General features: G+C 39.1%; 5 protein-coding genes and 1 pseudogene. 2 read left to right on the top strand and 4 right to left on the bottom strand.

The features are described from left to right. Window positions 1-73: 73 nt before the first annotated feature. Window positions 74-478 (bottom strand): annotated as a pseudogene (locus C7B62_RS23405) (polyphosphate kinase 2); the annotation flags it as partial. 175 nt (window positions 479-653) lie between these two features. Between C7B62_RS23405 and C7B62_RS23410 the strand changes: the two are divergent. Further along, window positions 654-1571: a TIGR01777 family oxidoreductase gene (locus C7B62_RS23410; protein ID WP_106243272.1), complete on the top strand. Its 918-nt coding sequence runs from the start codon at window positions 654-656 to the stop codon at window positions 1569-1571. Between the two features lie 148 nt (window positions 1572-1719). Here C7B62_RS23410 and C7B62_RS23415 read toward each other — a convergent pair whose 3' ends face one another. Continuing rightward, window positions 1720-2487, bottom strand: coding sequence for a hypothetical protein (locus C7B62_RS23415; RefSeq protein ID WP_106243275.1), 768 nt, complete (start codon window positions 2485-2487; stop codon window positions 1720-1722). A 450-nt stretch (window positions 2488-2937) separates the two neighbouring features. On the opposite strand from C7B62_RS23415, the gene C7B62_RS23420 reads away from it, so the two are divergent. Continuing rightward, complete coding sequence (locus C7B62_RS23420; RefSeq protein ID WP_106243278.1) at window positions 2938-4209, top strand: class I SAM-dependent methyltransferase; 1272 nt, start codon at window positions 2938-2940, stop codon at window positions 4207-4209. A 76-nt stretch (window positions 4210-4285) separates the two neighbouring features. Here C7B62_RS23420 and C7B62_RS23425 read toward each other — a convergent pair whose 3' ends face one another. Both C7B62_RS23425 and C7B62_RS23430 read right to left on the bottom strand, forming a co-directional pair. Then, window positions 4286-4660 carry a response regulator gene (locus tag C7B62_RS23425; protein ID WP_106243282.1) on the bottom strand — a complete coding sequence of 125 codons (375 nt, stop codon included), beginning with the start codon at window positions 4658-4660 and terminating at the stop codon, window positions 4286-4288. A gap of 230 nt (window positions 4661-4890) precedes the next feature. Next, complete coding sequence (locus C7B62_RS23430) at window positions 4891-6708, bottom strand: response regulator (protein WP_106243286.1); 1818 nt, start codon at window positions 6706-6708, stop codon at window positions 4891-4893. Between the last annotated feature and the right edge of the window lie 260 nt (window positions 6709-6968).

Consider the following 6968-nt stretch of genomic DNA (forward strand, 5'->3'; position numbering starts at 1 on the left):
AACCGAGGCGGTATTCGCTGCGCTCAATACACCCGCCTCGGTTTTAGCGGGGGTCTCCACGGGAGGAGTCAGATGAGCGCATAAAATCGTTGTATTCATCATAAGTGCAGAAACCCATCACCTTTTCTACTCCTGCGCGATTGTACCAACTGCGATCAAATAAGACTATCTCTCCTGCTGTGGGAAAATGTGCCACGTATCTTTGAAAATACCATTGGTTTTTTTCGCGATCGCTGGGAGTTCCTAACGCCACTACTTTACAAACACGGGGATTGAGAGTTTCACTAATTCGTTTAATAGCACCGCCTTTGCCAGCTGCATCTCGACCTTCAAATAGTACGATTATCTTTAAACCTTTGTGCTGTACCCAGCGTTGTAGCTTGACTAATTCAATTTGTAACTTTGCCAGTTCTTCTTCATATTTTTTCTTGCTTATTTTCTGATTTGCCTTCTGTTTTTTGCTATTTTTTTTACCCATAATTCTCTTGTTCCATGCGGATTACTGTTCGCGACTTAAAGCAATTCATACTTTACGTTATAGACCAATTTTTCTTTAGGCGCTGATTGAGCTTTAATAAAGGTATAGTAAAAGTTTTTCTGGGCTAGTAGCACTTTAAAAATATCTAGTCATCAGATTATCAATCCAAAATTATATGAAGATCGCAATTACAGGGGCAACAGGGCTAGTTGGCAGTCATCTGGTAGCTCAACTAAACCAAAAAGGACACCAAATTGTCGTCTTGACCCGTAACCCCAACAAAGCAGAAAAAGCATTTCCCGCCTCCACTTTTGCTAATTTAGAAATTGTTCAATATACTCCTCAAGAGTCTGGGGAATGGCAACAAAGCATTTCTGGCTGTGATGCAGTAATCAATCTGGCGGGAGAACCAATTGCTGAACGTTGGAGTAACCAGCAAAAACAGGCAATCATGGACAGTCGCCAGCTAGGAACTAGAAAATTAGTGGAAGCGATCGCGATCGCCGAACAAAAGCCACAAGTGTTAGTTAGTGCCTCGGCGATCGGCTACTATGGTACGAGCGAAACCACAGCCTTTGACGAAACTAGTGGATCGGGTAGTGATTTTTTGGCACAGGTCTGTCAAAATTGGGAAACTGAAGCACAGAAGGTAATTGAACAAGGAGTACGTTTGGTTATTCTACGGATTGGTATTGTGCTGGCCAATGGTGGTGCATTAGGGAAAATGATCGGCCCTTTTAAAATGTTTGCTGGTGGCCCTATTGGCAGCGGGAAGCAGTGGTTTTCCTGGATTCACCGCAATGATTTAGTTAATTTAATCTGTCAGGCGGTAGAGAATCAATCAATGTCGGGAGTCTATAACGCTACGGCACCTAACCCTGTGCGGATGGGCAAGCTATGTCAAACTTTAGGGGAAGTGATGAATCGTCCTTCTTGGCTACCCGTACCTGATTTTGTTTTAGAACTTTTGCTGGGTGATGGTGCGATCGTGGTTTTGCAAGGACAGCAAGTATTACCCAAAAAGACACAGGAGCTTGGGTTTAACTATCAATATCCTGAGCTTAAAGCTGCTTTGGCAGATATTGTTAGTTGACTAGATGGCCGCTAGTAGACGTAGGCATAAATAAAGCCACCATTTCGTCAGCCTGAAACCCTGATTATCTCTAACTTGCTACTTGCTACTTAAGCGAAGCGGTACTAGTGGTCTTCTTGATTATGACAGTTTTGCCTAAAACCAAGCACTAACGGGATTTATGACCAAACCAGCTACGTTCTTTTACTTGAGAATACTTACAGTCTAGTAATTCCACAACATCACTCATCTCGCCGTTGCTTTTTACCCAACCCTCCTCAACATCAGGAAAATCTATTTTACAGTTATCGCATTTTTTTTCTGAGTAAAATCGAATCGGACACCAAAAAGACTCGACATTTCGCAGCATTTCTGTCCCCAGCGACCATACTCCCGTCATCCAGTCGCAATATAAACACCAAATTAGGTCATAACCAACTAAGCCTGTAAACTTTTGACGAGAGACATTTACCCAATCGCGAGCTTGATATTTCGGCAATCCTACTAGCCATGTCAAGGGAGGATAAGCGAAAATTTCGACGAATCGAACTGTCCAAAAACAGGGGAGCGCTAATAAGGTGATCCAAACCGCCAGATGATTGCGCCAACCGCCAACGATACGGCTCAAGGTAGGAAAAATTTTTGGTTCTCGGCGACTTTTGTAGTTGATTAGCTCATGAAAAATAATCCAAATCCAAAGTGTACTGAATTGAGCAATTAAAGCAGCGATCGCTCCTCCTCCTCCAGCAATCAAAGAGCCAACTAGTAAAGGTAACAACATAAAGTATGCCAGCAAGAAATCGATTCCTGGTGCCTGGCAAAGTGAATCTGCTAGCTGTTCTCCTGGTTTACCTAAACGAGACGGGAGATGAAGTAGTAAGGAACTGCAAACTAAAATTGTTGTTAATGATAAAAAAACTTGAATTAGTAAATTCATGTGAAAATCTCCTGGATTTAATTCTGATGCAGCGTAAACCTGAAAATAATCAACTCAATATTTATTTTATTTTGTTTAATATTTTTTAATGCTCGCTTTTTTTAATTGTACATATAATACTTATATATATAGATTACGTAATATCAAATAGATACAAGTAAGTCAAAAACTTAATAAATGATTAATAAATTAGCCGTTAGTGACTAATGTTTAGTGATCTGCATTTGTTCATGGCTATATATATTGATAAGCTAAATTGTTAATCGTATTTTAAAGCAGGTTGGCAACGAAAAAATAAACTTTATAAGATTTTTTTTGTTGATTTTCAACAAAAAGCTCGAATGTTATAGTTTTGACTAAATAAAATAATCGTCAACTGAAAATTTTTGATTTTACAGTTTTTACAATAATTTATAGCTGTTAACGTTAATTTAATTCAGGAGAAAAACTATGAGTTCTACCCTACAAGTTCACTCCCATCAGCGAACTTCTCTTTCCCAAAAAGATAGTAAAGTAATTAATACTTTGCTATCTCAAAATATTCAAGTTCTCATTGAAGAAGAAGCACAATCTCAATCAAATCCTTGGGATATTATTTGTCAAAGCGATCGCCGCAGCTATGTACTCCAGCAATTTGCTCAGCTTAAAACTTTGGGTTTAGGAAATGCCTATGCAGCAGGATTTTGGCGTTGTGCCAGATTAGATCTTTTGTTTGAACGTCTTTTTGCTCTCAATTTAAGTACCCAGTCTAATTCCATTCTATTTGAGATGCCTAATTCACCCGCATTAATTTTGGAGCAGTTACTGTATAAGTTTTTTAATGTCTCTTTAATTAAGCAACATGATGTAGCCAAAATACATTATGACTTACCGACGGAGCTATATGAAGGTTTCCTCGAAGCATCAATGAAATATACGACTGGAGACTGGACAGGATTAGAACGAATTCCCGAAAACTTGAATGCTGCTCAAAGACAAAACCTAGAATATTGGGTTAATGAACTACAAATTCAGGATGGAGATATTATTCTTGATTGTGGCTGTGGTTGGGGAACTTTACCTCAACATTTAGCCAATCGTTTCGATCTTACCTATATTGGCATCACGATTTCAGATGTACAGGTAGATTACTGTCGCTCAAAATTTGCGGGAGTTGCCAATTTCTATTTTTACAATCACAGCTACCATAATCAATATCAAAAAATTCTTGCCAAATCTGGTGTTGATAGCATTACCAAGTGCATCTTTTTAGAAACTATCGAACATGGTGGAACTAAAAACTGGGCTGCTATTCTGAGGAATATCCGCAGAATCATGACTAAAGATGGTCTTTTGGGTATTCAAACCAATGGAGCAGATCATCCAGTCTTGGTGAGCGATCCCTATATAAATCGCTATATATTTCCTCATCTGGCTTTAGGTTCTCCTTCTGAATTAGGTAAGGCGATTGAGAAAAACCGTCAATTTATTATGTGCCGACAAAACAATATTTCTCAACACTATGGAATAACTTGGAGAACTTGGAATCATTACTTCCAAAATAACTGGAGTAAAATCGAGCCTTGTATTAATAAAATCATCGATTCAACTCCATTCTCCACCACAGCAGAATGGAAACGTCATTGGGAATATTTTTTGTTACTTTGTGCGGGTGCTTATGATGCAGGAACTTATCCTCAGCTTTATCAACTTACTGCCAAACCCAATTTTTTTCCTAACTAGTAGACGAAGGCTTAAGTGAAGACACCATTTTGTTAATCTGAAACCCTAATTATCTCTAACTTGCTACTTAAGTAAATTACCAACCGAGAAATCCTGATATTTGACTAGCCAAAGTGAGGGAATCAAAAGGTTTATTAATGACTCCTTTTGCTCCTGCATTATAAAAGCGACGGCGATCACTGGCTTGAGCTTTGGCAGTAATAAAAATAGTCGGAATGTTTTTGGTTTCGGGGTTAGACTGCAACTTGGCTATAGTTTGAATACCGTCTAGTTCGGGCATCATGGCATCTAAGAGGATAGCATCAGGTTTTTCTTTGGCAGCGATCGCAATTCCCTCCTGACCACTAGAGGCACCTATCATTGACCAACCAGCCTCGCATTCGAGACAAAATTGCGCCAGGGTTTTGATGTCATCCTCATCATCAATAAATAAAATACGTTTTACACTCATGTATTAAAGATCAGATAAAATCTTCAAGATTGTATCTATTAAATATGATTATTTTGTGATGGTTAATTATTTCCAAAACTTATATTACAGTAGTTAGGAAATCAGGACAGGATAATCATAAAAGTTTTGTTATTTGTTATTGAAATTGAAAATACTACGTATAGATTATAACCTTGCCTGACTTCTGACTTTTGATTTGCGCAGCTTATCCTTTAGGACTTCTGACTTCACTAATGAATCCTCATGCGTTTCAAACGATTGAGAATGCGGTTGGCCAATACAGAGCCAGTTACAGGCTTGCAAATATAATCATCAGCACCTATGTTGAAAGCTTGATTCTTAGTTTGGTTGTCTTGATGTACGCTTAGGAATAAAACTGGCAGATGCTGCCAATAGCGATCGCTTCTTAAAATCTGACAGAGTTCAATGCCATTTAGATCAGGCATTTCTATATCTAACACTAAGATGTCTGGCTCTGTACTCTCTAAAACTTCCCAAAACTGAGTTGATTTATTTAAAGTAGTTATTTCAAAGCCCCAGGGTTCGAGAGACATTGATAAAGATAATAGCAGTTGAGGATCGTCATCGATAATTAGCACTTTAATTAGCACTTTGTTAGCCTTACCAAGATTGTCTATTAACTCAGAAATGGCTTTAACAGCTATTAGTGGCTCTACTGGGTGCTGCAAAATTAAATTTCCTCCTCTACGAACAAAATTTAGACGATCCAACAATTGGGGAGATTCAGCGATCGCAACTATAGGTACGTTAGGTTGGTGTTGATGTAGCTGTTCGAGAAATTTTAAGTCTTCTCCATCAGGAAAAACAATCTTATGCAGCAGGGCATCGATAGATTCTCGTTCAAGTATTCTCTGGGCTTGAGTTAAATCTGTAGCAATATGAGTCTTCATGCCATGATTATTAGCTTCAGTAATCAACTGTTGATCGAGATTGGGATCGTGGCTGCGATCGATAATCAATAGCGAAATATTGTTGCTCAACACATCTTTGATTTTCTCAAATGGCTGGTGCTGTAAATCGGCTCTCAAGGATGTTGTCAGCTTAGTCACCTGTTCTAAGTCTTCTGGCTTTAGTGGATTGTGATCCATAAATAGTTCAAATTGCTTGGCAATCTTCGATCCCTCTGGAAAACCAAAGCACCCTAACGAACCTGCTAATTTATGAGCTGAACTTTTGGCTTGTGCCTGTAATTCTGCCGTGACCTTGTTTTCGGCTAAAGCGATCCCTAACTTTTCTAAACTAGCCAATCTTTCAAATGCTAAATCTTTAAACTGTAACCAAATCTGATTTATATCGGCGTTTCTCTTGGGTGGTTGAGTATTAAGTTGAGACGTCTCAGCTGTAGAATTGTCGTCATTTGTCTTGAGCCGATACCCTACACCGTAAACTGTTTTAATCGTATCTTTTGCCAGTCCCACCGCTTTGAGTTTTTGGCGTAATCCTTTAATGTGAGTTCTAACCGCCTCTTCTCCTGGCGGGTCTTCCCCTGCCCAAAGATTGTTGATAACTGCCCCTGGACTGAATACCTGTTGTGGGTGACGCATGAATAGTTCTATCATGCCGTATTCTTTGGGAGTTAGAGGCAAAAGTTGCTGTTTGTGGTGAACTTCATGAGTTTTAGGATCGAGCTTAAGGTTTCCCCATTCTAAAATTGGGGAGGATATGCTGATCTCACGACGTAGCAACGCTCGAATTCGTGCAGTTAATTCGTCAAAATCGAAGGGTTTGACCACATAATCATCTGCACCAGAGTCCAACGCTAATACTTTATCATTGTGGCGATCGCGAGCAGTCAAGAGCATAATTGGCATGGTGTAGCCTTCCGCTCTAATTTGCTGGCAAAGCTCTACCCCATCAATATCGGGTAGCATCCAGTCTAGAACTACTAGGTCGAAGTCAAACAGCAACATAAACTCCCAACTCATTTCCCCTGTGGTGGCAATATCCACAGCATAACGCTGGTCAACTAGCTTGCTTGCCAGTGCTTCCATCAATTGTTCGTCATCGTCTACAAGCAAGATTCTCATTAGTCTGGATTGCCCTGGTAAGTACCTGTCACTAATATACTACCGAGAAATTCTTGTTAGAAAAATCGAAGTTTTTTATTAAAATCCATAACTTATTTTAAGTGTTTGTGTATATACGTCTCACAAATTCTTCAGCTTTTTTAGAGATTTAGCCAAAGCGATCGCCTATTCAATCAATTCATACTAAACTTGTTACTTGTTACTTGTTACTTGTTACTTGTTACTTGTTACTTGTTACTTGTTACTTGTTACTTGTTACT

The sequence above is a fragment of the Pleurocapsa sp. CCALA 161 genome, assembly GCF_003003995.1.
Classification (GTDB): domain Bacteria; phylum Cyanobacteriota; class Cyanobacteriia; order Cyanobacteriales; family Xenococcaceae; genus Waterburya.

Coding starts and splice junctions, on each gene's coding strand:
- C7B62_RS23420 (WP_106243278.1), top strand. CDS start 2,938: ATGAGTTCTACCCTACAAGTTCACTCCCATCAGCGAACTTCTCTTTCC.
- C7B62_RS23415 (WP_106243275.1), bottom strand. CDS start 2,487: ATGAATTTACTAATTCAAGTTTTTTTATCATTAACAACAATTTTAGTT.
- C7B62_RS23430 (WP_106243286.1), bottom strand. CDS start 6,708: ATGAGAATCTTGCTTGTAGACGATGACGAACAATTGATGGAAGCACTG.
- C7B62_RS23425 (WP_106243282.1), bottom strand. CDS start 4,660: ATGAGTGTAAAACGTATTTTATTTATTGATGATGAGGATGACATCAAA.
- C7B62_RS23410 (WP_106243272.1), top strand. CDS start 654: ATGAAGATCGCAATTACAGGGGCAACAGGGCTAGTTGGCAGTCATCTG.